The organism is Erythrobacter sp. (assembly GCF_030066995.1).
Taxonomy (GTDB): Bacteria; Pseudomonadota; Alphaproteobacteria; order Sphingomonadales; family Sphingomonadaceae; genus Erythrobacter.
In genome coordinates, this window is record NZ_JASJAP010000001.1 from 851,100 (window position 1) to 875,734 (window position 24,635).

27 protein-coding genes are annotated in these 24,635 nt (G+C 63.2%); 10 read left to right on the forward strand and 17 right to left on the reverse strand.

Going from position 1 to position 24,635, the window contains the following annotated elements; all coding sequences use genetic code 11:
- Positions 1–25: 25 nt before the first annotated feature.
- The 4 genes from cysK to tyrS form a co-directional block, all read right to left on the reverse strand.
- Positions 26–946 carry a cysteine synthase A gene (gene cysK / locus QNI87_RS04060; protein WP_300594328.1) on the reverse strand — a complete coding sequence of 307 codons (921 nt, stop codon included), beginning with the start codon at positions 944–946 and terminating at the stop codon, positions 26–28.
- 34 nt (positions 947–980) lie between these two features.
- Positions 981–2,294, reverse strand: a complete 1,314-nt coding sequence (locus QNI87_RS04065) for an MFS transporter (protein WP_300594331.1) — start codon at positions 2,292–2,294, stop codon at positions 981–983.
- 59 nt (positions 2,295–2,353) lie between these two features.
- Entirely contained in the window at positions 2,354–2,668 is a 315-nt protein-coding gene (locus QNI87_RS04070; RefSeq protein ID WP_300594333.1) for a PilZ domain-containing protein, read from the reverse strand.
- A gap of 176 nt (positions 2,669–2,844) precedes the next feature.
- Positions 2,845–4,080, reverse strand: a complete 1,236-nt coding sequence (gene tyrS / locus QNI87_RS04075; protein ID WP_300594336.1) for a tyrosine--tRNA ligase — start codon at positions 4,078–4,080, stop codon at positions 2,845–2,847.
- Positions 4,081–4,162: 82 nt separating this feature from the next.
- On the opposite strand from tyrS, the gene QNI87_RS04080 reads away from it, so the two are divergent.
- Positions 4,163–4,690, forward strand: coding sequence for a hypothetical protein (locus QNI87_RS04080; protein ID WP_300594339.1), 528 nt, complete (start codon positions 4,163–4,165; stop codon positions 4,688–4,690).
- Here the strand turns inward: QNI87_RS04080 and QNI87_RS04085 are convergent.
- The gene (locus QNI87_RS04085) at positions 4,687–5,181 is read right to left on the reverse strand and encodes a TspO/MBR family protein (protein WP_300594342.1); all 495 of its coding nucleotides are present in this window, start codon (positions 5,179–5,181) and stop codon (positions 4,687–4,689) included. The genes QNI87_RS04080 and QNI87_RS04085 overlap by 4 nt on opposite strands.
- 92 nt (positions 5,182–5,273) lie before the next feature.
- Between QNI87_RS04085 and QNI87_RS04090 the strand changes: the two genes are divergently transcribed.
- Positions 5,274–6,488 (forward strand): DUF1343 domain-containing protein, encoded by a 1,215-nt coding sequence (locus QNI87_RS04090; protein WP_300595303.1) that lies wholly within the window; start codon positions 5,274–5,276, stop codon positions 6,486–6,488.
- On the opposite strand, the gene QNI87_RS04095 is transcribed toward QNI87_RS04090, so the two are convergent.
- The 3 genes from QNI87_RS04095 to QNI87_RS04105 all read right to left on the reverse strand — a co-directional run bounded on the left by QNI87_RS04095 (position 6,489) and on the right by QNI87_RS04105 (position 8,840).
- Entirely contained in the window at positions 6,489–6,932 is a 444-nt protein-coding gene (locus QNI87_RS04095; RefSeq protein WP_300594345.1) for a hypothetical protein, read from the reverse strand.
- Between the two features lie 70 nt (positions 6,933–7,002).
- Positions 7,003–7,578, reverse strand: coding sequence for a DUF2185 domain-containing protein (locus QNI87_RS04100; RefSeq protein WP_300594348.1), 576 nt, complete (start codon positions 7,576–7,578; stop codon positions 7,003–7,005).
- A 77-nt stretch (positions 7,579–7,655) separates the two neighbouring features.
- Positions 7,656–8,840: a VWA domain-containing protein gene (locus QNI87_RS04105; protein ID WP_300594352.1), complete on the reverse strand. Its 1,185-nt coding sequence runs from the start codon at positions 8,838–8,840 to the stop codon at positions 7,656–7,658.
- Positions 8,841–8,986: 146 nt separating this feature from the next.
- Here QNI87_RS04105 and QNI87_RS04110 point away from each other — a divergent pair, with 146 nt between their 5' ends.
- Complete coding sequence (locus QNI87_RS04110) at positions 8,987–10,399, forward strand: methyl-accepting chemotaxis protein (protein ID WP_300594354.1); 1,413 nt, start codon at positions 8,987–8,989, stop codon at positions 10,397–10,399.
- Between the two features lie 24 nt (positions 10,400–10,423).
- On the opposite strand, the gene QNI87_RS04115 is transcribed toward QNI87_RS04110, so the two are convergent.
- From QNI87_RS04115 to QNI87_RS04130, 4 genes are all read right to left on the reverse strand, one after another.
- Positions 10,424–11,281 carry a MoxR family ATPase gene (locus QNI87_RS04115; protein WP_300594357.1) on the reverse strand — a complete coding sequence of 286 codons (858 nt, stop codon included), beginning with the start codon at positions 11,279–11,281 and terminating at the stop codon, positions 10,424–10,426.
- A gap of 97 nt (positions 11,282–11,378) precedes the next feature.
- Positions 11,379–11,762, reverse strand: coding sequence for a hypothetical protein (locus QNI87_RS04120; protein ID WP_300594360.1), 384 nt, complete (start codon positions 11,760–11,762; stop codon positions 11,379–11,381).
- The gene (parE, locus tag QNI87_RS04125; protein WP_300594363.1) at positions 11,755–13,746 is read right to left on the reverse strand and encodes a DNA topoisomerase IV subunit B; all 1,992 of its coding nucleotides are present in this window, start codon (positions 13,744–13,746) and stop codon (positions 11,755–11,757) included. Before parE ends, QNI87_RS04120 begins: the two co-directional genes overlap by 8 nt.
- A gap of 61 nt (positions 13,747–13,807) precedes the next feature.
- Positions 13,808–15,001 (reverse strand): penicillin-binding protein activator, encoded by a 1,194-nt coding sequence (locus QNI87_RS04130; protein WP_300594366.1) that lies wholly within the window; start codon positions 14,999–15,001, stop codon positions 13,808–13,810.
- Positions 15,002–15,039: 38 nt separating this feature from the next.
- Here QNI87_RS04130 and rsmI point away from each other — a divergent pair, with 38 nt between their 5' ends.
- From rsmI to QNI87_RS04150, 4 genes are all read left to right on the forward strand, one after another.
- Positions 15,040–15,906, forward strand: a complete 867-nt coding sequence (gene rsmI, locus QNI87_RS04135) for a 16S rRNA (cytidine(1402)-2'-O)-methyltransferase (protein WP_300594369.1) — start codon at positions 15,040–15,042, stop codon at positions 15,904–15,906.
- Positions 15,903–16,259 (forward strand): YraN family protein, encoded by a 357-nt coding sequence (locus QNI87_RS04140; RefSeq protein ID WP_300594373.1) that lies wholly within the window; start codon positions 15,903–15,905, stop codon positions 16,257–16,259. Before rsmI ends, QNI87_RS04140 begins: the two co-directional genes overlap by 4 nt.
- A gap of 117 nt (positions 16,260–16,376) precedes the next feature.
- Complete coding sequence (gene gshB / locus QNI87_RS04145) at positions 16,377–17,327, forward strand: glutathione synthase (protein ID WP_300594376.1); 951 nt, start codon at positions 16,377–16,379, stop codon at positions 17,325–17,327.
- Positions 17,328–17,401: 74 nt separating this feature from the next.
- A protein-coding gene (locus tag QNI87_RS04150) for an IS5 family transposase (protein WP_300594379.1) occupies positions 17,402–18,156 on the forward strand; the annotation gives its coding sequence in 2 pieces (ribosomal slippage) (positions 17,402–17,720 and positions 17,720–18,156; 756 coding nt in all).
- A 40-nt stretch (positions 18,157–18,196) separates the two neighbouring features.
- Here QNI87_RS04150 and QNI87_RS04155 read toward each other — a convergent pair.
- From QNI87_RS04155 to hemW, 3 genes are read right to left on the reverse strand one after another with little or no spacing between them, the layout of a single operon-like run.
- A complete protein-coding gene (locus QNI87_RS04155) occupies positions 18,197–18,811 on the reverse strand; it encodes a hypothetical protein (RefSeq protein WP_300594382.1) in 615 nt (204 codons plus the stop codon).
- 8 nt (positions 18,812–18,819) lie between these two features.
- Entirely contained in the window at positions 18,820–19,725 is a 906-nt protein-coding gene (locus QNI87_RS04160; RefSeq protein WP_300594384.1) for a tyrosine recombinase XerC, read from the reverse strand.
- Positions 19,722–20,873, reverse strand: coding sequence for a radical SAM family heme chaperone HemW (gene hemW, locus QNI87_RS04165; RefSeq protein WP_300594387.1), 1,152 nt, complete (start codon positions 20,871–20,873; stop codon positions 19,722–19,724). The genes QNI87_RS04160 and hemW overlap by 4 nt, the downstream gene beginning before the upstream one ends.
- 47 nt (positions 20,874–20,920) lie before the next feature.
- Here hemW and QNI87_RS04170 point away from each other — a divergent pair, with 47 nt between their 5' ends.
- Positions 20,921–21,484: a CAP domain-containing protein gene (locus tag QNI87_RS04170; RefSeq protein ID WP_300594390.1), complete on the forward strand. Its 564-nt coding sequence runs from the start codon at positions 20,921–20,923 to the stop codon at positions 21,482–21,484.
- On the opposite strand, the gene rdgB is transcribed toward QNI87_RS04170, so the two are convergent.
- Entirely contained in the window at positions 21,485–22,120 is a 636-nt protein-coding gene (gene rdgB, locus QNI87_RS04175; RefSeq protein WP_300594392.1) for an RdgB/HAM1 family non-canonical purine NTP pyrophosphatase, read from the reverse strand.
- Positions 22,117–22,830, reverse strand: a complete 714-nt coding sequence (rph, locus tag QNI87_RS04180; protein WP_300594394.1) for a ribonuclease PH — start codon at positions 22,828–22,830, stop codon at positions 22,117–22,119. Before rph ends, rdgB begins: the two co-directional genes overlap by 4 nt.
- Positions 22,831–22,981: 151 nt before the next feature.
- Here rph and hrcA point away from each other — a divergent pair, with 151 nt between their 5' ends.
- Together hrcA and grpE are read left to right on the forward strand one after the other, a co-directional pair.
- Positions 22,982–24,025 carry a heat-inducible transcriptional repressor HrcA gene (gene hrcA, locus QNI87_RS04185; RefSeq protein ID WP_300594397.1) on the forward strand — a complete coding sequence of 348 codons (1,044 nt, stop codon included), beginning with the start codon at positions 22,982–22,984 and terminating at the stop codon, positions 24,023–24,025.
- Between the two features lie 36 nt (positions 24,026–24,061).
- Positions 24,062–24,634 (forward strand): nucleotide exchange factor GrpE, encoded by a 573-nt coding sequence (gene grpE / locus QNI87_RS04190; protein WP_300594400.1) that lies wholly within the window; start codon positions 24,062–24,064, stop codon positions 24,632–24,634.
- The last annotated feature ends 1 nt before the right edge of the window (position 24,635 follow it).

Below are 24,635 nucleotides of genomic sequence, written 5' to 3' on the forward strand. Positions count from 1 at the left end.
CCCCCAAACTTCCCCGGAGACAAGCTTACTCCATCGGCAGGAATTCGGGAACCGACAAATACCGCTCCCCGGTGTCGTAATTGAAGCCCAACACGCGCGATCCGCTTTCGAGTTCGGGCAGCTTCTTGGCGATGGCGGCCAGCGTCGCGCCCGATGAAATACCGATCAGCATGCCTTCCTCACGCGCGGCGCGGCGCGCCATTTCCTTGGCCTCGTCAGCCTCGACGGTGATCGCGCCATCAATCGAATCGGTGTGGAGGTTGCCGGGAATGAAGCCCGCGCCAATGCCCTGGATCGGGTGCGGGCCGGGTTGGCCGCCATTGATGACCGGGGAGAGCGCGGGCTCCACGCCATAGGCCTTCAATTGCGGCCAGACGCGCTTCATTTCCTCCGCGCAGCCGGTCAGGTGGCCGCCGGTGCCAACGCCGGTGATCATGACGTCAATCGGTTCATCGGCGAAGTCTTGCAGGATTTCCTGCGCAGTCGTGCGAGCGTGCACAGCGACATTGGCGGGGTTCTCGAACTGCGAGGGCATCCAGGCGCCTTCGGTCGTCTCCACGATCTCGGTCGCGCGTTCGATGGCGCCCTTCATGCCCTTTTCCTTCGGCGTCAGATCGAAGGTCGCGCCGTAAGCCAGCATCAGCCGACGCCGCTCGATCGACATCGATTCGGGCATGACCAAGACGAGCGTGTAACCCTTGACCGCCGCAACCATGGCAAGGCCGATGCCGGTGTTGCCGCTGGTGGGCTCCACAATCGTGCCGCCCGGTTTGAGCTTGCCCGAAGCCTCCGCGTCCTCGACCATGGCGAGCGCGATGCGGTCCTTGATCGAACCGCCCGGATTGGCGCGTTCCGACTTCAGCCAGACCTCGTGATCCGGGAACAGGCGCGCCAGTCGAATATGCGGGGTGTTACCGATGGTCTCGAGAATATTGCCAGCTCGCATGGTCCCTCTCCTTAAGGCTGGTGATCACTGGTTCTTAGCCTGTCGACCCTTCTAGCAGGTCTTCGGGCGGATCGAAGGTTTTCGTCGTTCGCAGCACCGGAAAGATCCGCGACCAAACGGCGACGGTGACGACCGCGCCGATCCCCCCGGCTACCAAGGCAGCAATCGGCCCGATCAAGAACGCAAGAGCGCCGGAAAACGCGTCGCCGCCCTCATTCGACGCGCCGATGGCCAGCATGCTGACCGACGAGACTCGTCCGCGCTTGTCATTGGGTGTGTGCAACTGCACCAGCGACTGGCGCACATAGACGCTGAGCATGTCCGCGCTGCCGATTACGAACAGCATCGCCAGGCTCAGCGTCATGCTGCGCGAGAACGCAAAGACGATGGTGGCGACCCCGAAGATCAGCACCGAAATCAGCATCTTGGGCCCGACATTGTTCTTAAGGGGACGCCAGGAGAACCACGCCGCTGTCGTCAGCGCACCGACGCCTGGCGCCATGGCGAGCTGCGCCAGCCCCTGCTCACCCACTTGCAGAATATCGCGCGCAAACACCGGCAGCAACGCGTTTGCCCCCGCCAGAAAGACGGCAAGAAGATCAAGCGTGATCGAGCCCAGCACCATCTTGTTACGAACCACATAGCGCAGGCCATCGACGATCTGCCCGAGCGGGCGCCTGTCCTTGCGCAGTGGGGGTTGGGGCACCTTGCCAATGGTGCTAAGCGAAACGATGGCCAGCGCGAACAACCCGCTGGCGACCGCGTAGGGCAGGACGGGCGCGATGGCGTACAGATACCCCCCCAGCGCCGCGCCCATGATCACGCCCACCTGCCACGCTATTGTTGAAATCGCGATGGCGGTCGGGAGCAGGGCCTTGGGGACAAGATTAGGGGAGAGCGCAGAGAAGGCGGGCCCTGCAAACGCGCGCGCAACACCAAGCGCCACGGCAACGCCATACAGCACCGCCGCGCTCACGGCTTCGACGTAAGTGGCCCACGCTAGCGCGCCGGCGCACAGGAATTGCAAAAGCACGGTCAGGCGCGCGATGGCGCGACGATCGAACCGGTCGGCGGCAAGGCCCGTAATGGGGGCGAGGGCGAACAGCGGGAGAAATTGCAGAAGACCGATCAGCCCGAGCTGTCCGGAGGCCTCGGCGATAGTGGCCCCTGCGTCGCGCGCCAGATTGTAGATCTGCCAACCGATGACCAGGATCATCGCGTATTGCGCGAGCGTCATGGCGAGACGGCTCAGCCAATAGGCGCGAAAGTTGTGAATCTGGACCGGGTGCGTTGGTTCGCGCCGGGGTCCGCTTAACGTTTCGGGGTCGGTAGGCTTGGTGACGGTCACGCCGAGCCCATGGCAGGCGCGCGGCGGGCTGCCAAGCCACGCCGTTCACATAAGCGGGCTCAACGCTTGCGGCGCAGGCGCGGATTCGGCTGAAGCGTGTCTATGATCGCCATGAAATCATCGAGCCGGATGATCCGCTCGAACTGAAATCCCGCGCGCTCGTCTCTGGTCCAGATGACATAGGCTTCGATACGACCGACAACGGGCAGGCGAATGATCACCCGATCGCCGCGCGCCAGCTCTTTGGCGTCGTCGACCATGAAGCCGTGCGCAGACAGATTGCACACATGCAGGTTCAGATCGCCCTGTGTGTAATGCTCCACGATGACTGGAAAATCGACCGGATGACGCGCCGCGCGGCGCAAATCGGTCACACTCAAGTTCGCTCCAGACACTGCGCCCCGTCCTTGTCCGTTGAAATCAGTTCTCTTGGTTATGCGCCATAAAGGCTGATATTTGGTAAAGCGGGAAATCGAGGGCGGTTAAGGAAATGCGGTGAGCGGACGGGCGCACCGGACAAGACCGATTTTTCGAGCGGATTGCGTGTCTTTTATCGGGTGAGGATCGCGTGACGCTTCTTGCCCAGGCTGAGCTTGAGCGAAGCGCCCTCGCTGGCCGTAATCACACGCCCCGGATCCGAAATGGTCTCTCCATCCAGCTTCACCGCGCCTTCGGCCAGCTTGCGTTTGGCTTCGCCGTTGGAAGCGGTGAAGCCGAGCTGCGTCAGAACAGCGCCGATCCTGATCCCGTCTTCTCCCAGTGCCAGCGTCGGCAGATCCTCGCCCGCTCCGCCGCCGGCAAAGGTATCGCGCGCCGTCGCTTCGGCAGCCTTGGCTGCGTCGAGGCCTCGCACCATACCCGTCACCTCGTTCGCGAGCACGATCTTGGCCTCGTTGATCTCGGCGCCCTCCAGCGCCTCCAACCGCGCAATCTCGTCGAGCGGCAGATCGGTGAAGAGCCGCAGGAACTTGCCGACGTCGCGGTCATCGGTGTTGCGCCAATATTGCCAGAAATCGTAGGCCGGAAGCGCGTCTTCGTTGAGCCAGATCGCGCCGTCGACCGACTTGCCCATCTTGGCACCATCGGCGCGGGTGATAAGCGGCGCGGTAAAGCCGTAGACTTCGCGCCCGTCGATCCGGCGATTGAGTTCGATCCCGTTGACGATGTTGCCCCACTGGTCGCTTCCGCCAAGCTGCAAGCGGCAATTGTAATCGCGCGCGAGCACCAGGAAGTCATAAGCCTGCATGATCATGTAGTTGAATTCGAGGAAGCTCAGCGGCTGCTCACGCTCAAGGCGCAGCTTCACAGAATCGAAGGTCAGCATGCGATTGAGCGTGAAGTGCGGTCCCACGGTTCGCAGCATCTCGATATAGCCCAGCTTGCTCAGCCAGTCGTCGTTATCGATCAGCAGCGCGCCCGTGTCGCTGTCGTCGAAGCGCAGGATTTGCTCGAACGAACCCTTTATCGAAGCGATATTGCTGGCAAGGCGCTCTTCGGTGAGCAGCTGCCGGGTTTCGTCCTTGCCCGATGGGTCGCCCACCTTTGCCGTGCCGCCGCCCATGATCACAATCGGGCGATGGCCCGCCTGCTGAAGCCGACGCAGCAGCATGATCGAAGCGAGATTGCCGATGTGGAGCGATGGCGCGGTCGGATCGAAGCCGACATAGCCGGTTACGATTTCGCGCGTGGCCAGCTGGTCCAGCGCGCCCGGATCGGTGATCTGGTGCAGGTGACCGCGCGTCGAGAGGAGGCGCAGAAGGTCGGAATCAAAAGCGGTGTCGGACATTGTGCCCGCGCGCTTAACAGCGTGGACACGGCGCGGGAAGTCTCTTGCTCGCGCGCGCACGCTCGGCAATAGCGCGGGGGCCATGCACCCGCTCATGCTCCATCGAACCTGCGATCTCGGACCGATCCGTGCGGTCACCGCGGCGATTACGCCCACCGACACGGGCTGCGAGGCTGAGTTTCGCCTCGATGGCCGCGTTTCGGGCATCAAGGTGCCCGAGCCCGCGCCCGCCGCTCGCACCGACAATCTGTGGAAGACGACCTGTTTCGAGATCTTCTGGCAGCCGATCGGACAGCCCGGCTATGTCGAATTCAACCTATCGCCCTCGGGGCGCTGGGCGAGTTACGACTTTGACAGCTTCCGTGAAGGCATGCGCGATGCGCCGGTCGACGCCATTTCACTCTCCTGCTCGCACCGCGAGAGCGATGGGGCCGGGGAGCTGGTGTTAAGCGCCAGCGTTGCCGCGCAATTGCCCACACCCGCTCAGGTCGCCCTCAACGCCATTGTCGAACACGCGGATGGCGCCTTGCAGTATTGGGCGCTCGCCTTTCCGCCCGGACCGCCCGAGTTTCATTCCGAGGCGTGTCGGCAACTGATCGTCGAGCGCTAGGAGGGCTTGTTAGCCGCTGGACCGAACGGACCGTTGAGCTTGACCACTTCCCAGTTGATCGCCTGCGCAAAGCACGTCCACACGATATAGGGCAGGATCAACCAGGCCGCGAAGCTTGAAATCGGCGCCAGGGCGAACGCCAGCGCGATGGTCGAGGCGATCAGAGCCCAATTCTCCATCAGCGACCAGTCCGGGCGCTTGAAGGTGAAGAACAGCGGCGACCACAAGAAGTGCAGCAGGGCGTTGATCCCGAAGGCGACCGCGACCGCGGTGAACTGGCCGGAGGTTTCCGCCTGGGTCAGCCCGATATAGAGCGCCCAGCCAGCCAGACCCAGAATGATCGTCCAGGCCGGGGCAAACGCCCATCCCGGAGGCTGAAACCAAGGTTTTTCAAGCTTGTGGTACCACTCGCCCACATCGGTGAGCAGGCCGCCAGCGATGTTGAGGCCAACACCGTATAGGAGCGCGGCTGTGAGAGCGGTGTAATCCATACCTTTAAAACCAGCGCAAGGCGGGTTCGGTTCCAAGCCCGCGCTTGCCTTTGCGCGCGGCGTGTTCCAACCCGGCTTCCATGACCTCATCTGTGAAATTCGGTATCGACCGCCTCCTCGCCGACCCGGCCATGCTCGAAGAGCTCAAGGGCAAGCGCGCCGCGCTCGTCGCGCATCCCGCCAGCGTGACGCAAGACCTGACCCACAGCCTTGATGCGTTGATGGACGCCGGGGTCAACATCACCAGCGCGTTTGGCCCGCAGCACGGGCTGAAGGGCGACAAGCAGGACAATATGGTCGAAACCGCCGATGAGACCGACGCGCAATACGGCATTCCGGTGTTCTCGCTGTATGGCGAGGTACGCCGCCCCACGGGGCAGATGATGTCCAGCGCGGATGTCTTTCTCTTTGACCTGCAAGACCTTGGCTGCCGCATCTACACCTTTGTCACCACGCTGCTCTATCTGCTTGAGGAAGCGGCAAAAGCGGGCAAATCGGTGTGGGCGCTCGACCGCCCCAATCCCGCCGGACGCCCGGTGGAGGGAACGATGCTGGTGCCGGGGCAGGAGAGCTTTGTGGGCGCGGCTCCCATGCCGATGCGCCATGGCCTTACGCTGGGCGAGATGGGGCACTGGTTCGTCGAGCATTTCGCGCTCGACGTCGATTACCGCGTGGTGGCGATGGAAGGCTGGCAGCCGGACGAGCCTTCGGGCGCGGTCGCGAGCGGGTATGGCTGGCCTCAGGATCGCATCTGGATCAACCCGTCGCCCAACGCCGCGAGCCTCAACATGGCGCGCTGCTATGCAGGTACGGTGATGCTCGAAGGCACGACGCTCTCCGAGGGCAGGGGAACAACGCGCCCTCTGGAGGTTCTGTTCGGCGCGCCCGATGTGGACGCCAAGGGCGTGTGGAAGCTGATGAAGCAAATCGCGCCCGAATGGTGCAGCGGCGTGACGGTGCGCGAATGCTGGTTCGAGGCCACGTTCCACAAACACTCAGGAAAGCTGTGCAACGCCTTGATGATGCACGCAGAAGGGCCGGAATACGGGCACAACCTTTTCCGCCCGTGGCGCATGCAGGCGCTCGCATTCAAGGCGATCCGCACGCTCTATCCCGATTACGATCTGTGGCGCGATTTTCCCTATGAGTACGAGCTCGACCGGCTCGCGATCGACGTGATCAATGGCGGGCCGGGTTTGCGCGAATGGGTCGATGACGCAGGCTCAGCGCCGGGCGATCTCGACACCGCCGCTGCGCAAGACGAAGCGCTGTGGAGCCAGACGGTGCAGGGGCATTTGCTTTATTGATCAGTCCTCTGGGTCAGCATTCGCGGGCATCAGCCGGTGATCTTCAGCGTTGAATACAGGAACCGGTCGCACATCTTCCGGATTGCCCATCATCACCATCATTCCGCAGCCGTTCTCGCGCCGGTCCACCGCGTAGATCGCCAGCGGTGGCTGCTCGGGCGTATCGGGACCGCGGCGCAGCAGCGGACGCGGTTGCACTAGCAAGGGCTTCTGCGCGTCTTCTTGCGCGCGTTCCAGGCGATCGCGGCACGCTGAGCGCTGGAGCAAGCGCGTGAGCGAACCCTCGTTCGGTTCGGCGGCAAGATTGCGCTTCTTCAGAGCCTCCAGCTTCTCTTGATACTCACCAAACAGCGCCGATTCATCCGGCTGCGGGATCTCGACCCCAGCCTCGTCACTCGCGCCCATGCAGGCAAAGGCCAGAACAGGGATCAAGACAGCGCGCATGATTGCCTCCTTCGCTCAGGTCACCCTTATCAGATCGTTGATCTTGGTGCGAGTGCCGTCGCCCCCAAGCTCATTCCAGCTCAATATAATCCTGAGCCTCGCGGTCCCATTGGAAGGCGACACCGATCTCGCGATCAATCAGGTGAAGCCAACGATCATCTTGGTTCAGCACTTTTCCAAGCGCGATGTAGACGGGATCAAGACTGCGCGCCTTGTCGTCTGCTATCGCTTCATCGGTGCCGCGAATTCGCCAACCGCTGTCTTGGTATTTGTCGCCCTCACGGGTCATGTCGGGTTCTTCGCGGTAGAGGTAATCGGCGTGGCAGCGGCCTTCGACAACGCAATCGTCGACAAAACAACGGTCCCAATACTCACGCACCGGCGGCCTTTCGGGTCGTGGATTGTCTTTTGAGAAAGCGGTAGAAATTGCATGTGTGAGCGGAACGACCACGGGATCACCAAGCTTGAATCGGTCCATGCCGACAGGTTCGTTGTCGAGCTTCCCATAGACCCAGCCATCATCCATCCGCTCAATTAAAACCCACATGCGTTCCGCGTCGTAAGTTTGAGCACCTTCAAGCTGCCGAAAGATCGCCTGGATACCGTCACCAGGCCTTAGCGCTGCCAACTCATCGGGATGCGGCATAAAGAAAGTGTAGGGCGCGGAGGCCGCAATAGGCCGAGGATCGTCTAGCTCGATCCCCTCGGGGAGCGATATCTCGCTCAATGCCCCTGCTTGCGGCTCAGCTCCCGCATCGCTTCATCAAGCCCTTCCAGAGTGAGCGGGTACATGCGGTCATCGACCAACTGCTTGAGCATCTTGGTGCTCTGCGAATAGCCCCATTGCTTTTCGGGCACGGGGTTGAGCCAGACCGTCGCCGGATAGGTGTTGGTCACGCGCTGCATCCACGTGGCCCCCGCTTCTTCGTTCATGTGTTCGACGCTGCCGCCGGCGTGCGTGATCTCATACGGGCTCATCGCCGCATCGCCGACGAACACAACCTTGTAATCGTGACCGTATTTGTGGAGCACGTCCCACGTTTTGGTCCGCTCCTGCCAGCGGCGCTTGTTGTCCTTCCACACGCCTTCGTAAAGGCAGTTGTGGAAGTAGAAGAATTCCAGGTTCTTGAACTCCGCCGTCGCCGCGCTGAACAGTTCCTCGACCAGCTTGATGAACGGGTCCATTGACCCGCCCACGTCGAGGAAAAGCAGCAGCTTCACCGCGTTGCGGCGCTCGGGCCGCATGTGAATGTCGAGCCAGCCCTGCTTGGCCGTGCCTTCGATCGTCGCATCCAGATCGAGCTGGTCCGGGTTTCCCTCGCGCGCGAAACGGCGCAGGCGGCGCAGCGCCATCTTGATGTTGCGCGTGCCCAGTTCCTTGGTGTTGTCGAGGTTCTTGAACTCGCGCTTTTCCCAGACCTTCACCGCGCGCTTGTGCCTGCTTTCGCCGCCGATCCGCACGCCTCCGGGATTGTAGCCCGAATTTCCGAACGGCGATGTGCCGCCCGTACCGATCCATTTGTTCCCGCCCTCATGGCGCTTTTCCTGTTCGGCCAGGCGCTCTTTGAGCTTCTCCATCAGCTCGTCCCAGTCGCCGATCTTCTCGATCTCGGCCATCTCCTCGGGCGAGAGGAATTTCTCGGCCACCGCCTTCAGCCAGTCCTCCGGAATTTCCACCGGGTTCTGGCCATAATCGGACATCACGCCCTTGAAGACCTTGTGAAACACCTGATCGAACCGGTCGAGCAGCCCTTCATCCTTCACGAAGGTCGCGCGGCTGAGATAGTAGAACGCCTCGGGCGTCTGCTCGATCACGTCCTTGTCGAGCGCCTCCAGCAGCGTGAGGTGCTCCTTGAAGCTCGCACCAATGCCGGCGCTGCGCAGCTCGTCTGTAAAGTTGAAGAACATGGGCGTGGGCTTAGCCCGCCGAGACGAGCGGCGCTAGCCCCTCGCCGACATCGGCGTTGCCGCCTAAACCTTCGTTAACCATCCTGAGTTACCGCGATGCAAACAACGCGCTTTCCACTGCGAGCGCGGAACAGGGGCGCGCATTCATGAAGCCATTCACAATCGACACCAGCGACACGGGCGTCTTGGAGAAAATCCCCGAAAGCTGCGGCGCGGTCACGGTCGGCTGCAGCCAGGTCGCGGGCGTTGTCGAAGCGGTGATCAAATCGTCCGCAGCTCTGCGCGCCGAACACGACGCGTTGCAGGGCACTGTTGCTGCGCTGGAGGCCGACCAGTCCAAGGTCGCCGAAGCCAGCGACGAAGCGCGCCTCTTGTCCGAACGCGCTATCGAGCGCCTGGGCGAGGGGGCCGCGCTCATCCAGAGCTCGCTTGGCCAGATCAACGACCTGCTCGAGATGGTGGACACGCTCGGCCAGCACGTCACGACCTTTGCAGCGGCGATGGATCAGGTGCAGCGCAGCGCACGCGATATCGACGAGATCGCCGAGACGACCAATATCCTTGCGCTTAACGCCACGATCGAGGCGATGCGCGCAGGAGAAGCCGGGCGCACTTTTGCGGTCGTTGCAAGCGAGGTGAAGAGCCTCGCCAACGACACGCGCAAGGCGACGGAGGAAATCGCCCAGACCCTTGCCTCGCTTGGCGACGAGGCGACGCAGGTGATCACCCGGATCGAAGCGGGCAGCGAGGCGAGCGCTCAGGCGAAGGCTTCGGTGGCGCGGATCGAGGAAACCATGGACAGCGTCAGCGGCCTTGTCGAAGAGGTCGACAAGCAGAACGATGTGATCGCCCGTTCGACGGGAACCATCAGCGGCCACGTTCACGCGGTGCAGGACGTGCTGGTGCGCTACGACGAGGTGACGCGGGACAACGAACATCAACTCGCCGAGGCGCAGAGCGAGGCGGTCAGTCTTGAGGGCATCGCGAACGACATGTTCGACGGCCTGGTGCAGGCTGGCCTTTCGCCCCGCGATGAAGCGATGGCGCACCACGCGATGGACGTGGCGCGCGAGATCATGGAGGCGACCGAAACGGCGATAGACTCCGGGGAAATCTCGCAAGGCGCGGTGTTTGACAAGGATTACAAACGGATCGCGGGCTCGGCACCCGAACGCTTCACCTCAGGCATCACCGATTTTGCGACGAGCGTGTGGAAACCGGTTTTCGACCGCTCCACCGACAGCATCGATGAGGCGCTCGCGACCGTGTGCGCCGATGTGAACGGCTTCATGCCCACGCATATCGAGCGTTTCTGCCAGAAACCCACAGGCGATCTGGAGCACGACACGCGCTTTTGCCGCAACGGACGTATCCTGATGGACGATGCCGACCGCGCCGCGCTCCAGAGCGAGGCCCCCTGCCGTCTCTCCGTCTTCCGCCAGCCCACGCAAGCCGGCGGCTACACCGTCGTGCGCAGCGTCTACGTGCCGATCCGCATCAAGGGCGAGCGCTGGGGCGACCTCAAGTTCGCCTATTCGCTGGACGGGTCGCGGATATGACCCGACCCGCCAACGGGGTGCGCATCAGCTCGGATTGCGGCGCGCCATGAAGGCGAGGCGCTCGAACAGCATCACGTCCTGTTCGTTCTTGAGGAGCGCGCCGTGCAAGGGCGGGATAGCGCTGTTGGGGTTGGCGTCCTGCAGCACTTCCAAGGGCATGTCTTCGTGCAGCAACAGCTTCAGCCAATCGAGCAGTTCGCTGGTCGAGGGCTTCTTCTTCAGACCCGGCACTTCGCGCAGTTCGTAGAAGATATCCATCGCCTTTTTCACCAGCACCTTCTGGATGTCGGGGAAGTGGACGTCGATGATCTCCTGCATCGTCTCGCGATCGGGGAATTTGATGTAGTGGAAGAAGCACCGGCGCAGGAAGGCGTCGGGCAGCTCCTTCTCGTTGTTCGAGGTGATGACGACGATCGGGCGCTCTTTGGCTTCGATCCGCTCCTGCGTCTCGTAAACGTCGAAGCTCATGCGATCGAGCTCCTGCAGCAGATCGTTGGGAAACTCGATATCGGCTTTGTCGATTTCGTCGATCAGCAGCACGGGCAACTGGTCCGCGGTGAAGGCCTCCCACAATTTGCCCTTCTTAATGTAGTTCGAGATGTCGTGGACGCGCTCATCGCCGAGCTGGCCGTCGCGCAGACGCGCCACCGCGTCGTATTCATACAGGCCCTGCTGCGCCTTGGTCGAGGATTTGATGTTCCACTCGATCAGCGGCGCACCGATCGCCTTGGATATCTCATGCGCCAGCACCGTCTTTCCGGTGCCCGGTTCGCCCTTGACCAGCAGCGGGCGGCGAAGGGTTACAGCGGCGTTGACCGCAACCTTGAGGTCTTCGGTCGCGACGTAGTTGCTGGTGCCTTCGAAACGGGTCTGGTCGGTCATGAGTGGTCCTTTGAAACGGATATATGTGCTGGCGAGCAGCGATAGGGACCGCTCGAACGCTGCGCAAGGGGACGCGAGAGGTGGGACAGTGTGTGCGTCAGGCTGAGGCAGCGAGCGCGAACAGGGTGTTAAACGCAAGGAACAGCGCGGTCGAAACCTTCCAACCTGCGCCCGCATCGCGCATTCCGCGCTCCCATGTCCACGCGCCGATGGCCCCCGCAGCAATCGCTGCCGCCGGGACAGCCAGCCAGGGCGTGACAAGACCCGTCAGGCCAAGCGCCGTCAGGATCGCAAGCACCGCCATCAGATGCAGCAGAAACGCCCCGGTGAACCATACAATCGGGATCGGGCGATAGGAAGTGTCGGGCACCTCCCAATCGGGCACCGAAGCGTCCGGGCGCGACAGGCGCCGGTCGCCCGCCATGATGTCTTCTTCGCGCGGATCTGGATAGCGGGGCGTCGCCCCGTCTTTCTCACGCATCTATCATGTCGCGGTCCATTTCGCCCGCGCGGTTCTGGATGAAGTTGAAACGGTGTTCGGGGTTCTTGCCCATGAGCTGATCGACCAGTTCCTTGACGCCGGCGCGTTCCTGGAACTCGGCGGGCAGGGTAATCCGGATCAGCGAGCGGGTGTCGGGGTTCATCGTCGTCTCGCGCAGCTGCGCGGGGTTCATTTCGCCCAGACCCTTGAAGCGCGCAACGTCAACCTTCTTGCCCTTGAAAACCGTCGCTTCCAGCTCGGCGCGGTGCGCATCGTCGCTGGCGTAGCGGCTCTCTTTGCCCGCCGTCAGGCGGTAGAGCGGCGGCTTGGCGAGGAACAGGTGCCCCTTGCGCACCACGTCGGGCATTTCCTGGAAGAAGAACGTCATCAAAAGCGTTGCGATATGCGCGCCGTCGACGTCGGCGTCGGTCATGATGATGACCCGGTCGTAGCGCAGGTTCTCCGCGTCGCAATCCTTGCGCGTGCCGCAGCCGAGCGCGAGAGCGAGGTCGGCGATCTCGCTGTTGGCGCGGATCTTGTCGGCGGTCGCGCTGGCGACGTTGAGGATCTTGCCCCGGATCGGCAGGATCGCCTGGGTCTTGCGGTCGCGCGCCTGTTTCGCGCTGCCGCCGGCTGAATCCCCTTCGACGATGAAGAGCTCGGTTTCGCGGTCCCCTTCGCCCGAACAATCGGTGAGCTTGCCGGGCAGGCGCAGCTTCTTCGCGTTGGTTGCGGTCTTGCGCTTGATTTCGCGTTCCTGCTTGCGCTTAAGGCGCTCCTCCATCCGCTCCATAACCTCGCCAAGCAGCGCTTTTCCGCGCTCCATATCGTCGGTGAGGAAGTGGTCGAAGTGGTCGCGCACCGCGTTCTCGACCAGACGAGAGGCTTCGGGCGAGGTCAGGCGGTCCTTGGTCTGCGACTGAAATTGCGGATCGCGGATGAAGACGCTGAGCATGACTTCGCAGCCGGTCATCACATCGTCGGCGGTGATATCCTTCGCCTTCTTCGTGCCGGTGAGCTCACCGAACGCGCGCAACCCCTTGGTGAGCGCCGCGCGCACGCCCTGTTCGTGCGTCCCGCCATCGGGCGTCGGCACGGTGTTGCAATACCAGCTGGTCGAGCCATCGGAATAAAGCGGCCAGGCGATCGCCCACTCGACACGGCCTTGAGAGGTGCCAGCCTCGTCATCGGGAAAGTCCTGTGATCCGGTAAACGGCAACGCCGTGACGCATTCGCGCGCGCCGATCTGTTCCTTGAGGTGATCGGCAAGGCCGCCGGGAAACTTGAAGACCGCTTCGGTGGGCACGTCTTCGCTGGCGAGGCTCTCGGCGCATTTCCAGCGGATTTCGACGCCCGCGAACAGATAGGCCTTGGACCGCGCGAGCTTGAACAGCCGGGCGGGCTTGAACGCGCGCTCTGCGAAGATCTCGGTGTCGGGAGTGAAGGTGACGGTGGTTCCCCGGCGATTGGGCGCCGCGCCCACGATCTCTATCGGGCCGAGCGTGTGGCCCTTGGAAAATTCCTGCGCGTAGAGCTGTTTGTCGCGCGCCACCTCGACGCGGGTGTGCGAGGACAGCGCGTTGACGACGCTGACGCCAACGCCGTGCAGACCGCCGCTGGTCGCATAGGCTTTCCCGGAGAACTTGCCGCCGGAATGGAGCGTTGAAAGGATCACTTCGAGCGTCGACTTGCCCGGATATTTGGGATGCTCATCGACCGGGATGCCGCGCCCGTTATCCGAGACGCTCAGGCGATTGCCTTCCTCCAGGCGCACCTCGATCCGGTTCGCATGCCCCGCGACGGCTTCGTCCATGGAATTGTCGAGCACTTCGGCCGCGAGGTGATGCAAGGCGCGGTCATCGGTGCCGCCGATATACATGCCGGGGCGGCGGCGCACCGGTTCAAGGCCTTCGAGCACCTCGATAGAGGAGCTGTCGTAATCGCCGCTGGAGGTCGGGGTGTTCTCGAAGAGGTCGTCAGACATGCTTCGCGATATAGGCGCGCTCGGTGAGGCCTCACAAGACGCGCAGCGCACGTATGCGCGGTTATTCCCCGAAGCTGGAGGGAGCCGGGTCTACCTGGCTCACCTTGCCACCGCTCACCTGACGCACTTCCAGCGCGCGTTCGGCGACGCCGTCGCGGCCAAAGCGGAACGGTCCGTCAACGCCCAGAAAGCCGCCTTCATCATAAAGACGGCTTGTCGGAAAGGCGCTGCCCACGGGCCAATCGCGCGCAATGCGAAGGGTCAGCAGCACCGAATCGTACCCCAGCGTGGCGATGCGGTAGGGCTTGGCGCCAAAGCGCGCTTCGTAGCTGTCGGAAAAGCGCTTGAAACGACCATCGGACACAGCCGAAAAGACCGCCCCTTCCAGATTGGGCGCGCGGGTAATCTCCCCTTCGCCGCTCCACAATTCGGTCCCAAGGATGCGCGTGCCCTCCGCGCCGTCGCGCTTCAGTTCGCTGGCCGCGCGGATCGCCAGGCGCGCGCCATCGGCCACCAGAACCGTGTCGTAGCCGCCATCGGTGCGCAGGCGCTGCGCTGCGCTGACGATCGAGGTGTTGCCGCGCGAATAGGTCTCGCGCGCGACCAGATTGCCGCCATAGGCCGCGAGCGCGTTTCGAAGCGCGGAGAAGGAACGATCGCCGTAATCGCCCTCAGGCATCAGGGCGGCAAAAGCGTTCGAGCCACGCGAGCGGGCGAACTCGACCGTGCGGGTAATCGATTGTTCGGGCACGTGCCCCATCAGGAAGACATCGGGGCTGGCGACCTCGGTGTCGTTCGAAAAGGCAATCGCGGGAACCGACGCCGGACGGGCCTGAGCCTGCACGGCGGGCACGTTGGCGGCGAGCAGGGGTCCCAGGATCAGCTTGTTGCCATCGACAATCGCCTGACGCGCCGCCTCGCTCGCGCCGCTCCCGGTGTCGTAGGTCGTGATCCGCAGATTGTTGGCGTTGGTGTCGAGCAGCGCCATTGTGGTCGCGTTGGCGAGCGCCTGTCCCACTTCGCTGGTCTTGCCGGTCATCGGTACCAGCAGGGCCACGCGGTGGCGCGTCGCATCGGTTGGAAGCGCGGTCGGGGTCGGCTGAGGCGTGGGCGGTGCAGTGGGCGTTGACACGGTCTCGGTCTTGGGAATGACCGAACATCCGGCCACCAGAGCCGCCGCGCCCGCCAAAGCCAGATTGCGGCGCGAAAACACCGCGCTCACCCCTGAGGAAACACTCTCGAAAAACCGCTTCATTCTTGAAGACCCCTCTTGCCTGCTTCACAGGGGCAATCGTGACGACGCCGCGTGAATCAGACCTGTCCGCATTGCTTGAGCCGGGCCTCTACATTGTCGCAACGCCGATTGGCAATCTCGGCGATATTACGTTGCGCGCCATCGACACTCTGCGCCGCTGCGCGGTGATCGCGTGCGAAGACACGCGCGTGACGGGGCGGTTGCTGGCCCATCTGGGGATCGAGACGCGCATGCAGCGCTATGACGATCACGCCTCGGACGCGGCGCGCGCGCGGTTGTTGGAGCGGGCCGCGCAAGAGCCGGTCGCTCTGGTCAGCGACGCGGGCACGCCGCTCATCTCAGATCCGGGCTATCGCCTTGTCCGCGAAGCGCGCGACAGCGTTGTGGCCGTGACCTCGATCCCCGGCGCGTGCGCGGCGATCACCGGCCTCACGCTCTCCGGGCTTCCCAACGATCGGTTTCTGTTCGCCGGATTTCTGCCCGCGAAGGACAAGGCCCGGCGTGATGCGCTCGCGGAACTGGCGAGCGTGCCAGCGACGCTTGTCTTCTATGAAACCGGGCCAAGGCTGGTGCGCTCCCTTGAAGCGCTGGCTGAGCTGTGGCCGGACCGCGATGTCGCTGTAGCGCGTGAGCTGACCAAGCTGCACGAGGAATGCCGCACGGGCGCGGCGGCGGATTTGGCCGCGCACTACAGCGAGCGCCCGGCCAAAGGGGAAATCGTCCTGCTCGTGGCGCCACCTTGGCCCGCCGCGCCGGATGAGGACCCGGACGCTCTGCTGCGCGAGGCGCTGGGCGAACTGCCCGTCAGCAAGGCCGCCGCCCGCGTCTCCAAGGCGACGGGGCTCGACCGACAGACGCTCTACGCGCGCGCCGTCGCCATCAAGGAGGAGCTCAAGCGCTCATGAGCGAAAAGCGCGTCATGGCGGACAAGCGCGGGCGCGAGGGCGAGGCCGAGGCCGCGCGCTGGCTAACCCAACAGGGGTGGGAGGTCCTTGGCGAGCGCGTCAAAACCAAGCTTGGCGAGATCGACCTGATCGCGCGCAAGCCCGGCCTTGTGGCCTTTATCGAAGTGAAATGGCGTAGCCGCGCGGCGGACCTGGCGACCGCGATCGATGAACGGCGGCTGGCCCGCGTCGCGGCGGCGGTGGAGGCGGTCGGCCACGAATACGCGGCCAATGGCGAGGACATGCGGATCGATGTAATCCTGCTTGCGCCCGGCAGTGTCCCGCGTCACATCGAGAACGCCTGGATGCCTTAGTCCATCCGTTAGTCACCCGTTCGTGCTGAGCCTGTCGAAGCACCGCACTTTCTCTTGTGCGTCGAAAAAATTGAAGTACGGCCCTTCGACAGGCTCAGGGCGAACGGAGTTGAGGATGTGGCTCTCAAGATAGCCGTCCAGATGGACCCCATTGAAAGCGTGAATATCAAGGGCGACAGCTCTTTCGCGCTGATGCTGGCCGCACAAGAGCGCGGGCACGAAGTGTTCGAGTATCACGTCGAAAGCCTGACGCTCGACGCCGATGATCGGCTTTACGCGCAAGGATACCCTGTAAAGGTGCGCAAGGTTCAGGGCGACCATTTCGAGAAGGGCGAAGCCGTCCGCCTTGATCTGGGCAAGGATATCGATGTTGTCCTGATGCGGCAGGATCCGCCCTTCCACATGGGCTACATCACCGCGACGCACCTGTTGGAGCGGATCGCGGGCGAAACGCTGGTGGTCAACGATCCGGTCAGCGTAAGGAACGCGCCGGAAAAGGTGATGGTGCTCGACTACCGCCGCTTCATGCCGCCCACGCTCGTCACCCGTTCGGTCGATGAAGTGCGCGCGTTTATGGCTGAGCACGGCGCGGTGGTGGTGAAGCCCATCCACGGCAATGGCGGCAAGGCGATCTTCCGCATTCCGGCGGATGGCGACAACCTCACCGCATTGCTCGAAGTGTTCAACCAGACCTGGCCCGAACCGCACATGGTCCAGCCCTTCCTTCCAGAAGTGACCGAGGGCGACAAACGCATCGTCGTGATCGATGGAGAGATTGCAGGCGCGATCAACCGGATTCCGGGCGAAGGTGAGTTTCGCTCAAACCTCGCCATGGGCGGCAGCGCGGAGCCCACAGGGCTGACAGACCGCGAGCGGGAAATCTGCGAAGCAATGGGCCCAAACCTGAAGCGCCTAGGCCTGACCTTCGTTGGCATCGATGTGATCGGCGGGAAGTACCTGACGGAGATCAACGTGACCTCACCCACGGGAATTGTGGCGATCTCGGAGTTTGATGGGACGGACCTGGCAGGGATGATCTGGGACGCGATTGAGGGGCGTTTGAGCTAGGCTCAGGACCTATTAAATTGCTTGCATGAGGGATGATTGGCTGATTCAAGGGCGGTGTTGAGGAGGCGCTGTTGATGGATGTACCGTTTTTGCTGAGTGAGGCGCAGATGCGCCGGATTGAGCCGTATTTCCCGCTGTCGCATGGCATTCCCAGGGTCGATGACCGGCGGATCGTGTCGGGGATTGTCTATGTCATCAAGCACGGGCTTATGTGGCGCGATGCCCCCAAGGGCTATGGTCCGCACAAGACGATCTACAACCGCTTCATCCGCTGGAGCAAGATGGGCGTGTTCAACCGCATCTTCGCCGAGCTGGCGGGCGAAGCCGGGGAGCCCGATGCGATCATGATCGATGCAACCCATCTCAAAGCGCACCGCACGGCGGCAAGCCTCTTAAAAGGGGGGCTCTTCCCAGACGTATCGGGCGCACCAAGGGTGGGTTGAACTCGAAGCTCCACGCTGTTTGCGATGGACTGGGCAGGCCGATCATCCTGCTCCTTACCGAAGGCCAGATGAGCGACCACAAGGGGGCAAGCATGCTGCTACCCAACCTGCCCCAGGCCAAGGTCCTGATCGGTGACAGAGGCTATGATAGCGACCGCTTCCGTAACGCTCTGACCGAGCGCGGTATCGTTCCGTGCATCCCGCCTGTGCGCCATCGCAAGGTGCCGCTGCCCTACGACAGGCAACTCTACCGCAAGCGCCACAAAATCGAGAATGTCTTCGCTCGTATCAAGGACTGGCGACGCGTCGCAACGCGCTATGACCGATGCGCACACACCTTCATGTCCGCCATCTGTATCGCAGCAACCGTCTGCTACTGGCTGTGATCAATGAGTCCTGAGCCTAGTGTAGACCACCGATCAAAAGTTAATTGTCGCTCTTGGATTGCAGCGGAATGCCAATTCTGGCCGCCACCCCATCAGCGTAAAGGCAAACCACATCGTTCACGGTGCCGCGATGTATTGATTCGGTTCCCCCAAAACTTCTCGGAACCCGCTCGGCCGTCGCTCTTACCAAGTCCTCAACTTGGGACATGCAGACAGGGCGTGCCAATGTGAAATTGATGCAGCGCCGCAAAAAGCCTAGCTGAAATTGGCTGCCGTTTTCATCGAGCTCTTCTGCGATGCGATTGTTGAAAGACTCCCATTCGAAATCACTGCGCCAGTCATCCAGAATGAAGTACCCCCAATAATGCGTAAATCGCCCTTCCTTGGCGGACTCCATGAGTTGATCTCCAGGGAAAAGCTGAGCTGGCTCATAGCCACACTCGGCCCCGTCAGGCGGAGGGATTGAGCTATAAAGAACAAATTTGTTCTTCTCTTCGTCTCGATAAGCGCTCACGAGTTTTTGAGCTTCAGTCCGGACCTGCACGGGATTGGGCGGCAAGTTGATTGAGATGAGCGTTGCAACAGCAGCGATCAGAACGGGTCCGAAAACAGCAGCAACACTGACAAGCACAATGCTCGAAAGCATTTTCTTCAATCTGCGACTCATAGTGAACCCTTCTTCGCCCGAGGATGCGCCGCGCGGTAATCTTCGAGCATCTTCGCCGCGTCCACCTTGGTGTAGATCTGCGTTGAACCCAGCGAGGCGTGGCCCAGCAATTCCTGCAAACTTCGTAAATCCGCTCCCGCTCCCAGCAGGTGCGTTGCGAAAGAGTGCCGCAGCGCGTGCGGGGTTGCGGTGTCGGGCAGGCCGAGCGCCTTGCGCGCGTTTGCCATCGCCTTTTGCACCATGCCGGGCGAGAGCGGCCCGCCTTTGACGCCTCGAAAGAGGGGAGCTTCCGGCTCAAGGTCGAAGGGGCAGGCGCTCGCATACTCGGCCACCGCTTTCCGCGTGATCGGCAGGATCGGCACGATGCGCTGTTTGCCGCCTTTGCCAGTGACGCTCAGCGTCTCTGCCAAAGGCGCGTCACGGCCCGTCAGCGAGAGCGCTTCGGCAATGCGCAGGCCCGAGCCGTACATCAACAGCAGCACCGTCCGGTCGCGCGCGCCAACCCAATCGTCGCCCGCCAGACCATCGACCAGATCGGTGATGTTGACGGCTTCGTCGGGCGTGACGGGGCGGGGCAGGCCCTTCTTCAGGCGCGGGCCGCGAAGGCGCGGCGCGGCGGGATCGGGATCGCCCGCTTGTTCGCGCGCAAACCGGACAAAAGCCTTGAGCGCCGACAATTCGCGCGCCGCGCTCGCGTTGCCGAGCCCTTCGGCCCGGCGCGCGGCGAGGTGGCGGCGTAGATCGTGCGCTTCGATCCGCGCGGCGGCGTCCCAGTCGGCGAGGTCATGGCGGGCAATAATCCGCTGCGCCGCCGCCATATACGCGCGCACCGTGTGCGGGCTGCGGCGCCTGGCGTGGGTCAGGTGATCGCGCCACGCCTCCAGAAGGTCGGCTGCGCTCATCCGCTCACCAACTCATCGCCCACCAGCTCGGCGATGAGCGAGTTGAGAACGCCCATGCCTTCGCGTTCGACGCCGAGGCGATCATCGCGTTGCCACACAAGGCCCAGCGCCTGGTACCTCTCCACCGCCTCGCGGCTCACCATCGCCCAGCGCGCCCGGCCAAACCGCGCTTCAAGCCCGGCAAGATCGATCCCCGCAACCAGGCGCAGCCCCATCAGCAGCGCCTCGGAAATCTGGGCTTCGCTCGTCAGCTGGCTCTGCACCGCGATCCCGTGCCCGCGCTCATTGACGGCCTTGAGGTAGTTTTCCGGCTTCTTGTGCCGTTCGGTCGCAAACCCGCCGCGCCGACCATGCGCGCCGGGGCCAATCCCGGCGTAATCCTGATAGCGCCAATAGGTGAGGTTGTGGCGGCTTTCCTCACCGGGCGCGGCGTGGTTGCTGATCTCGTAAGCAGGCAGGCTAGCGGCGGCGGTACGCTCTTGCGTAAGCCCATACAGCTCTGCCGCCTCATCATCGTCCAGCGGTTCGAACACGCCGCGCCGAACATCGGTCGCAAAGCGCGTGCCGGGCTCAATGGTCAGCTGGTAGAGCGAGAGGTGAGTTGTCCCAAGGCTCAGCGCGCGGTCCAGCTGCGCCTCCCACTGCCGCGCCGTCTGGCCGGGCAAAGCGTAGATCAGGTCGAAACTCACCCGCTGAAAGCGCGCCTGCGCGGTTTCAAGGGCGTTCAGCGCCTCTTGCGCTCCATGAAGGCGCCCCAGCCAGCGCAGAGCTTCGTCCTCCAGCGACTGCACACCCAGCGACACGCGGTTGATCCCGGCGCGCGCCAGATCGGCAAAATTCGCCGCTTCGACCGAGGATGGATTGGCCTCCAGGGTGATCTCGATACCCGGCGCAAAGCCCCACAAGCGCTGGGCCTCATCGATCAATTCACTGGCGAGCGCCGGTGGCATCAGCGAAGGCGTGCCGCCGCCAAAGAAGATCGAGCGCAATGTCTCGCCGCCCGCCGCTTCAGCCTCGGCGCGCATATCGGCGAGAAGCGCCGCCCGCCACGCCTCGACATCGACCGTCTCGCGCACATGCGAATTGAAATCGCAATAAGGGCACTTCTTGGCGCAAAAGGGCCAGTGAACGTAGAGCGCGCGTGCCATGAGGGCCTTTCAGCCTTTCTTAAGCTGGTGGAGTCAAGCTTTCGGACATGGCGATGCGCAATTCTCTCACTGTGCTTGCAGGCTTGGGAAGCCTTGGTTGCGCGTTGATCCTGGGTTCGGCCTCGCTGGCCGTTGCCAGCACCTCTCATACGTCCAAAGAGCGCATCTGGCTGAACGAGCACAACGCGGCGCGCGCCGAATTCGGCAGCGCTCCGGTGGTCTGGAACGCGAAGCTCGCCAATGAAGCCGAGGGCTGGGCGCGCACCCTCGCGCGCCGGGGGCACCTGCGCCACTCCTCACGCGAGCAGCGCGGCGGAACCGGCGAGAATCTGTGGATGGGCACGCGCGGCCATTATGCACCCGCGCAGATGATCGGCAGTTTTGTGGATGAGCAGGCCGATTTTGTGCCGGGCCGCTTCCCGCAGGTGTCGCGCACCGGGCGCTGGAGCGATGTGGGGCACTACACGCAGATCGTGTGGCCCGAAACGCGTGAGATCGGTTGCGCCATCGCGACCGGGAAGAGGTACGATGTGCTGGTGTGCCGATACTGGCCCGCCGGAAACCTCATCGGCGAGACGCTGGCGCCCATGGCCAAGGTCGCCAAACGCTGATCAAGCGCCGAATTGATCGGCGACCAGTTTTGCAAACGCGTCGGCGCGGTGGCTGATGCGGTGTTTTTCCTGCGGGTCAATCTCGGCGAAGGTCTCCTCGCCCGCGCGGCTTGAGGGCACAAACACCGGATCATAGCCAAAGCCAAGCGCGCCGCGCGGTGGCCATGTCAGCGCGCCGGGGCATCGGCCCTCATAGGTTGCGTGCTCCCCATCGGGCCACGCGATCGCCAGCACGCAGTGAAAGGCAGCCGAGCGGTCGATGTCGGACCCCAATTGCTGGAGCATCCCCTCAACCTTGCCCATCGCCATGTACCAGTCGCGCCCCGGCTCGCCTTCGAACCATTGACGCTGAGCCCAGTCGGCGGTGTAGACCCCGGGCCGCCCGCCCAGCGCATCGACGCTAAGCCCGCTGTCATCGGCGAGCGCGGGCAGTTGCGAGGCTTCGGCCGCCGCGCGCGCCTTGATCAAAGCGTTCTCGACGAAGGTTGTGCCCGTTTCCGGCGGCTCGGGCAGACCCAGCGCCCCGGCAGAGAGGCATTTGAGACCGTAAGGCTCAAGCAACGCCGAAATCTCCTTCAGCTTGCCCGAATTGTGCGTCGCGATGACGAGCGAACCGCCGGAGAGTTTTCGGGTCATTTCGTCGCGTCGATCTGCGCGGCAAAAATTTGGTCGCACCCCATGCGCGCCAGGCGCAGGAGGCGCAGGAGGCCTTCCTCGTCGTAGGTTGCGCCTTCTGCGGTGGCCTGAACCTCGGCGATCTGGCCGCCATCGATCAGCACGAAGTTCGCATCGGCGTCCGCCGAGCTGTCTTCGTCGTAATCGAGGTCCAGCACTGGCGTGCCCTGATAGATCCCGCAGGAAATCGCGGCGACTTGCCCGGTGATCGGATCCTCCTTGATCTCTCCGGCCTTGATGAGGTCGCGCACCGCGAGCCTCAGCGCAATCCACGCGCCGGAAATCGCGGCTGTGCGCGTGCCGCCATCGGCCTGTATGACGTCGCAATCGAGCGTGATCTGGCGCTCGCCCAGCTTCTGAAGGTCCACCACCGCGCGCAAGGAGCGACCGATCAGGCGCTGGATCTCCTGCGTGCGCCCCGACTGCTTGCCGCGCGCCGCCTCGCGGCTGCTGCGTGTGTGCGTGGCGCGCGGGAGCATGGAATACTCACCCGTCACCCAGCCTTCGCCCTTGCCGCGCAGCCACGGCGGAATGCGTTCTTCAACGCTCGCGGTGCACAAGACGCGCGTGTCGCCGAAGCTGATGAGGCACGAACCTTCAGCGTGCTTGGTGAAGCCGGTTTCGATTGTAATCGCGCGCATTTCGTCGGGAGCGCGGTTGGACGGTCTCATGCAATTCTCCTGAGCCCGGCGCCGCTCGGTCTGAGCGTCGTAACGTGGGCGATTTTTGCTGGCCCAGCGCCGTAGAAGAAAGTGCAACGCTTCGACAAGCGCAACGCGAACGGGAATTGAGGTTTGCGCGGAAAATCCATAGCTATCTGCTATGTCCTCACCTCCCATCTCCGAACTGACAGACCGTGCGCGCGATATCTTTCAGCGTGTTGTCGAAGGCTATATCGAAACGGGCCAGCCCGTGGGCTCGAAGACGATCGCTTCGGACGGCGCGCTCAATCTCTCACCCGCTTCCATCCGCTCGGTGCTCGCCGATCTGGAATCGCTCGGCCTGCTCGCCGCGCCGCACACCAGCGCGGGACGCATGCCGACCGATGCGGGGCTGCGTATCTTTGTCGATGGCATGATGCGCGTCGCCGAACCCACCCCCGAAGAACGCGTGCGGATCGAGGCGGGGCTCGCAGAGACCGGCGCGGTCGAGCAGGCGCTGACCAAGGCGAGCGCGCTTTTGTCCGATCTTTCGGGGGCGGCGGGCATGGTCATGGTGCCCACGCGCGAGGCGCGTCTGGCGCAGTTTAACCTCGTTGACCTTGGACACGGCCGCGCCTTGGCCGTCCTCGTCGATGAAGAGGGCGGGGTGGAGAACCGGGTGCTTGACCTTGAGCGGATCGCCTCGTCCAGCGCTCTCGAACAGGCCAGCAATTACATCACAGCGCGGCTCTCGGGACGCACGCTGAGCGAAGCGGCGCGGGCAATGCGCGCGGAAATTGCGGCCGAACGCTCCGAGCTGGACGAGGCAAGCCGCGATCTGGTCGAACGCGGCCTTGCGGTGTGGAGCGAGGACACCGAGGAACGCCCGGTGTTGATCGTGCGCGGCGCGGCCAATCTGCTCGACGAAACGGCGCTCGACGATATCGAGCGCGTGCGTTCGCTGCTGGATGATCTGGAAGACAAGCAATCGGTCGCGGCCCTGCTTGAAAGCGCGCGCGAAGCCGACGCCACACGCATCTTCATTGGCAGCGAGAACCGCCTGTTCGGTTTGTCCGGTTCCTCGGTCATCGCCTCTCCCTATCGCGACCGTGAGGGCCGGGTGGTCGGCGTTCTCGGTGTCATCGGCCCGACGCGGTTGAATTACGCGCGCGTGGTCCCCATGGTGGATTTGACCGCCCGATCGCTGGGCAAATTGATCTCATAGAAACAACGCTGTTTTTGCAGAATTGGACGCACATCGATGAACGACAACAACAAACCGCAGGATGATGCGGTGGCCGAAGAGCTGAAAGGCGTGCCCGAGCATATGCTGGACGGCGAGGAGGGCGAAGAGGGCTCCGTCGAAGAGGCGCTGGAGAGTCTGAAGGAAGACCTGAAAGCCGCCGAGCAGGAAACGCTCTACGCCAAGGCCGAGACGCAGAACCTGCGCCGCCGGATGGAAAAGGAAATGCAGGACGCGCGCAATTACGCCGCGACCGGTTTTGCGCGCGATGTTCTGGTGGTGTGGGACAATCTGGCCCGCGCGGTCGAGGCTATCCCGGACACCTTGCGCGAAGACGAAAAGATGAAGGGCCTTGCGGTGGGTATCGAGGCAACCCAGCGCGAGCTTGAAAAGGTGTTCAAGCAGCACGGCATTGAGCGCATCGCCGCGATGGGCCTGCCGCTCGATCCCAACCAGCATCAGGCGATGATCGAGGTTCCCAGCGCAGACGCCGAGCCGGGCACCGTCGTTCAGGAGATGCAATCAGGCTGGACGATCAAGGACCGCCTGCTGCGCCCGGCGATGGTGGGCGTGGCGAAAGCGGCGGAGTGAT

What these genes read in the sequence shown, in the direction of transcription:
- cysK (WP_300594328.1), bottom strand. Translation starts at nt 946, where the DNA reads ATGCGAGCTGGCAATATTCTCGAGACCATCGGTAACACCCCGCATATT.
- tyrS (WP_300594336.1), bottom strand. Translation starts at nt 4,080, where the DNA reads ATGTCCGACACCGCTTTTGATTCCGACCTTCTGCGCCTCCTCTCGACG.
- QNI87_RS04080 (WP_300594339.1), top strand. Translation starts at nt 4,163, where the DNA reads ATGCACCCGCTCATGCTCCATCGAACCTGCGATCTCGGACCGATCCGT.
- QNI87_RS04085 (WP_300594342.1), bottom strand. Translation starts at nt 5,181, where the DNA reads ATGGATTACACCGCTCTCACAGCCGCGCTCCTATACGGTGTTGGCCTC.
- QNI87_RS04095 (WP_300594345.1), bottom strand. Translation starts at nt 6,932, where the DNA reads ATGCGCGCTGTCTTGATCCCTGTTCTGGCCTTTGCCTGCATGGGCGCG.
- QNI87_RS04100 (WP_300594348.1), bottom strand. Translation starts at nt 7,578, where the DNA reads ATGCCGCATCCCGATGAGTTGGCAGCGCTAAGGCCTGGTGACGGTATC.
- QNI87_RS04105 (WP_300594352.1), bottom strand. Translation starts at nt 8,840, where the DNA reads ATGTTCTTCAACTTTACAGACGAGCTGCGCAGCGCCGGCATTGGTGCG.
- QNI87_RS04110 (WP_300594354.1), top strand. Translation starts at nt 8,987, where the DNA reads ATGAAGCCATTCACAATCGACACCAGCGACACGGGCGTCTTGGAGAAA.
- QNI87_RS04115 (WP_300594357.1), bottom strand. Translation starts at nt 11,281, where the DNA reads ATGACCGACCAGACCCGTTTCGAAGGCACCAGCAACTACGTCGCGACC.
- QNI87_RS04120 (WP_300594360.1), bottom strand. Translation starts at nt 11,762, where the DNA reads ATGCGTGAGAAAGACGGGGCGACGCCCCGCTATCCAGATCCGCGCGAA.
- parE (WP_300594363.1), bottom strand. Translation starts at nt 13,746, where the DNA reads ATGTCTGACGACCTCTTCGAGAACACCCCGACCTCCAGCGGCGATTAC.
- QNI87_RS04130 (WP_300594366.1), bottom strand. Translation starts at nt 15,001, where the DNA reads ATGAAGCGGTTTTTCGAGAGTGTTTCCTCAGGGGTGAGCGCGGTGTTT.
- QNI87_RS04140 (WP_300594373.1), top strand. Translation starts at nt 15,903, where the DNA reads ATGAGCGAAAAGCGCGTCATGGCGGACAAGCGCGGGCGCGAGGGCGAG.
- QNI87_RS04160 (WP_300594384.1), bottom strand. Translation starts at nt 19,725, where the DNA reads ATGAGCGCAGCCGACCTTCTGGAGGCGTGGCGCGATCACCTGACCCAC.
- hemW (WP_300594387.1), bottom strand. Translation starts at nt 20,873, where the DNA reads ATGGCACGCGCGCTCTACGTTCACTGGCCCTTTTGCGCCAAGAAGTGC.
- QNI87_RS04170 (WP_300594390.1), top strand. Translation starts at nt 20,921, where the DNA reads ATGGCGATGCGCAATTCTCTCACTGTGCTTGCAGGCTTGGGAAGCCTT.
- rdgB (WP_300594392.1), bottom strand. Translation starts at nt 22,120, where the DNA reads ATGACCCGAAAACTCTCCGGCGGTTCGCTCGTCATCGCGACGCACAAT.
- rph (WP_300594394.1), bottom strand. Translation starts at nt 22,830, where the DNA reads ATGAGACCGTCCAACCGCGCTCCCGACGAAATGCGCGCGATTACAATC.
- hrcA (WP_300594397.1), top strand. Translation starts at nt 22,982, where the DNA reads ATGTCCTCACCTCCCATCTCCGAACTGACAGACCGTGCGCGCGATATC.
- grpE (WP_300594400.1), top strand. Translation starts at nt 24,062, where the DNA reads ATGAACGACAACAACAAACCGCAGGATGATGCGGTGGCCGAAGAGCTG.